The 3910-nt window shown below is 73.0% G+C and carries 4 protein-coding genes; 3 read left to right on the top strand and 1 reads right to left on the bottom strand.

What is annotated here, in order from left to right; all coding sequences use genetic code 11:
- From VIB11_RS13945 to VIB11_RS13935, 3 genes are all read left to right on the top strand, one after another.
- A partial coding sequence (locus tag VIB11_RS13945) for a hypothetical protein (protein ID WP_332031840.1) occupies positions 1-197 on the top strand: 197 nt, incomplete at its 5' end.
- Positions 198-234: 37 nt separating this feature from the next.
- Positions 235-735, top strand: a complete 501-nt coding sequence (locus VIB11_RS13940) for a hypothetical protein (protein ID WP_332031839.1) — start codon at positions 235-237, stop codon at positions 733-735.
- A 7-nt stretch (positions 736-742) separates the two neighbouring features.
- The gene (locus VIB11_RS13935; protein WP_332031838.1) at positions 743-1783 is read left to right on the top strand and encodes a MazG family protein; all 1041 of its coding nucleotides are present in this window, start codon (positions 743-745) and stop codon (positions 1781-1783) included.
- Here VIB11_RS13935 and VIB11_RS13930 read toward each other — a convergent pair.
- Positions 1774-3910 (bottom strand): WD40 repeat domain-containing protein (locus VIB11_RS13930; RefSeq protein ID WP_332031837.1); only part of this gene is annotated, 2137 nt, incomplete at its 5' end. The two genes, VIB11_RS13935 and VIB11_RS13930, sit on opposite strands and share 10 nt — an antisense overlap.

Below are 3910 nucleotides of genomic sequence, written 5' to 3'. Positions count from 1 at the left end.
GGCTGTACCCGAAGTCGCTCGTCAAGGACGCGGTCCGTACCATTCTCGTGCCCAAGCCGATGACGGCCCGGGTGGGTGGCAAACCCCTGCGTGACACGGCAGTCTTGCAGTGGGCCAGCGACCTGATCCGCGCCGTGATGCTCGGAAGCGTGGGCGATGCCGCCCGCGTCGCCGCCCAACCGGCGCGGGTGCGCTAACCAGCATGGGCTGTACAGCAATCGAAAGGGATTGTCAGTGAAGGCACTTCGGACCCTGCGTGGCCCGCTCGCGGCGGCGGCGATGGCCGCGGCCCTGACCTTGGCCGGCTGCGCGACCGCCGACACGGCCGCGGTCGTCAACGGCCAGGTGGTCAGCGAGTCCGAGGCGCAGCAGGCGGCCCGTGAGATCAACGAGGCGTTCAAGCCCCAGACGCCCCTCGACACGCCGGGCGCGGTCAGCTCGCTGATCGCCGCGCCGATCATCAACGACGTCGCGCAGCAGGTCGGCAAGGCGGAGTCCGACTCGACGGCGCGCTCGGCGATGCCCGACCTGGCCGAGCCCGCCCAGGCGACGATCGACCTCGTGAAGGCCAACTTCGCCCTGCAGAAGATGTCCGACGCCGAGAAGCAGATGGTCGTCGACGGGCTCAAGAAGGCCGAGATCACCATCAACCCGCGCTACGGCTCGTTCGACCGCGACACCGGCTCCTTCGAGGCGCCGAGCCGCAACTGGATCAAGCTCTCCGACGAGGGCTGAGCCCTCGGTGGCCGGCCCAGGGGCAGCGCGTGCAGGGAGCCGGCTCGTCCTGCTGAGCGGCAGCCCGCGCATCGCGCCGGGCCTGCTCACCCGGGCGGCGTGGCAGGCGCTGGAGTCGGCGTCGGCCGTGCTCGCCCGGGACGCCGACGAGCCCCTCGCCGCCGCGGTCACCGAGTCGGGTGTGCCGGTGCGAGCCGTGGGCGGCGTCGGCCCGCCCGAGCTGGCGCGCAACCTGGTGAGCGAGGCGTCAGGCGCGGCGGAGGGCAGCGGGCCCCCCGTGGGGCCGGTGGTCTGGGTCGGGTCTGCCGACGGCGACCCCGGGCTGACCGACGCCATCGCCTCCGAGGTCTCACGCCTGCCGCAGCCCCCCGAGGTCGAGCTGCTGGTCGGCTCCTGGGACGTGCCCGGCTCGCGCGTGCTCGACCTCGTCGCGGTCATGGACCGGCTCCGTTCTCCGGGCGGTTGCCCGTGGGACGCCGAGCAGACCCACGAGTCGCTCGTGAAGTACCTCGTCGAGGAGGCCCACGAGGCCGCCGAGGCCATCCGCTCCGGCGACCGCGACCACATGGTGGAGGAGCTCGGCGACGTGCTGCTCCAGGTCGCCTTCCAGTCCCGGGTGGGGGAGGAGGACCCTGAGCGGCCGTTCGACATCGACGAGGTCGCGGGCGGGATCGTCGAGAAGCTGCTGCGCCGCCACCCCCACGTCTTCGCCGACGGCGACGCCACGACCCCCGAGGAGGTCGAGCGGGCGTGGGAGGTCATCAAGGCCGAGGAGAAGGCGCAGAAGGCCGCCACGGCAGGAGGGGAGCACTCCGGCGGTGAGGCCGGCCACGCGAGCCTGCTGCACGGCATACCGGCCTCCCTGCCCGCCCTCGTCGCGGCCGACAAGGTGGTGGCCCGCTGGGGGCGCACCGGACGGGGCGACCTCCCGGCCGGTGACGACCTGGGAGCGCGCCTGCTGGCGCTGGTCGCCGAGGCGCGCCGCGAGGGCCTCGACGCGGAGGGTGAGCTGCGCCGCGTCCTGCGCGAGCTGGACGCTCAGGACTGACAGACCGGCTGGAACGGGCGCTCCGGCAGGTAGGTGCGCCACTCCTGCTCGGTGAGGGAGCGGCCGGCCAGCCGGCAGGCTGCCTGCGTCCACGTACGAGGGTCGAGGTCCCATGTGCGCAGCGAGCCGTGCCAGCCGGCGAAGAGCAGCCGTTTGTTGTCCTTCGAGAAGGCCAGGCCTCCGTCCGCCTCGTCCACGGTTGCTGTCCCGAGGCGGTCACCCGTCCGCCCGTCCCAGTAGCTCAGGCGACCTTCGCTGATGCTCGCGACCAGGGATCCGTCCTGGCTCCACACCGTGCTGTCACCCGCCAGATCGGCGTCGGCGGCGCTGGGCCGGGAGACCCACGTCATGGTGGCGGGGTCGAGCAGGCCGACACCGGTGGGCCCGCTGTCGACGAAGACGCGCTTGCCGTCGGGGGAGGGGTGCGCCGCCAGCACCCGGTAGCCGAGGTCAGGCATGGGCCGAACCGCCCCGGCCACGTAGTCGACGATGGCGTCACCGATCCACGCCGTGCGCAGGTCCCCGCTGGGTCGGAACGCGGCGATCACCTGCCCCAGGGGCTCGCCCTGCTCGGTCTTGTACACCTGGATCGGCGCACGGGCGGGGGCGAGGGTGCGGGCGTCCAGCACGTGCAGCCGACCCTCGTTGGTGCCGACGAGCAGGTACTTCCCGTCGAGGCTGAACCAGGCGATGTAGGCGCCTTCGGTCGACCCGGGTGGCCCGAGTGGGCGCTGCGCGATCCTCCGGCCGGTGTCGCTGTCCCAGGTCGCGACGACGGGGGCCCCCGAGGTGATGTTGAGGGTGGTGCCGTCCGGGTGCCACGCGATGTCGTTCACGCTCGCCTGCACCATCGTGGGTGCCACGACCGCCCCGAGCCGGCCGGTAGCGACGTCCCGGACGCGGAACTCGGGTCCGACCTGCGTGTAGCCGACCTTCCGCAGGTCCGGGGAGACCCTCGTGACCGGCTCCGCCCAGCCCAAGGGGTCACCGGGCGGGGCGGCTCGGAGGAACCGCCGGTCGCCGGCGAGGTCCCACGCCTGGACCAGACCGGAGAAGTTCGCCGTGTAGAGCGTCCTGCCGTCGCGGCTGAAGCTGGGGTCGTCGGCGTCACCGTCCTGCGCGAGCACCTCGAGGGGTTCCTCCCCGCTGATGTCCCACACCATCAGCCGGTCTCCGCTCGCGGCCAGGTGCGTGCCGTCCGGCGAGAACGCGAGACCGTGGGTCACGCCCTGTCCGGACAGATGTGCTCGCGGCGTCAGGGACGAGGTGTCGACCAGGACGGTCTCGTAGCCGCCGGCGACGGCCAGTGTCCGTCCATCCGGGCTCAGGGCAAGCACGTCGTCGAGCCGGCTCACACCGAGGTCGCTGGGCCTCAGGGCCCGGCGCGTCCTCCCGTTGGGGAGGTCGGTGACGAGCAGGCGTCCGCCCTGAGGCGCGAAGCCTCCGCGGTAGTCGGCCGAGAACAGCGTGCGTCCGTCCGAGGTGATCGTCGGTGCGCTCCCCTCGACCCCGAGCTCGAGCCTGGCGACCGGCCGGCCGGGCGACTCCAGGCCCCAGACGTAGGTGCGGGTCGGCTCCTCCTCGGTGATCTGGATCAACGACGCGACGAACCAGCGGCCGTTGGGCGAGAACCCCAGGTACGCCCGGTTGTGGGGGTACGGCGCCGCGTCCTTGGAGTGGTACAGGCGCGGAAGGCCGCCGAGCTGGACTGCGGACCTCGCGCCTGTGTCGTCAAGAAGCAGGACGGGGAGCTCGCCGTCCTCGACCAGGTCGGCCAGGACCGAGATCGCGTACCCCCGACCGTCCGGCCGGGCGTGGACCGACCCTCCGACGAGCTTGTCCGGCAGGGGGACCTGCCGCAGCGCAGGTCCGTCATAGAGCTCGAGCCCGTTGCCCTCCGGGGCCATGACCGCCACCTGGTCGGTGGCGGTGTTGACCGCCAGGCTGAGGATGCGGCCGGCGGCTCGAGCGCTGGCCGCGAGAGCCGGGGCGCGGTCGAGCGTCGCGAGCAGGTTGGTGCGCGTGTCCGGGGAGTCGTCCAGGGACACCCCCGCCACGGCGAGGAGCAGCGACCTGTCGAGCTGGTCGGACCGCAGCGCCTCGGCACCGAGACGACGCGCGTCGGCG

The sequence above is a fragment of the Pedococcus sp. genome (assembly GCF_036554925.1).
GTDB lineage: Bacteria > Actinomycetota > Actinomycetes > Actinomycetales > Dermatophilaceae > Pedococcus_A.
This window is presented reverse-complemented; position numbering and strand designations above follow the sequence as displayed.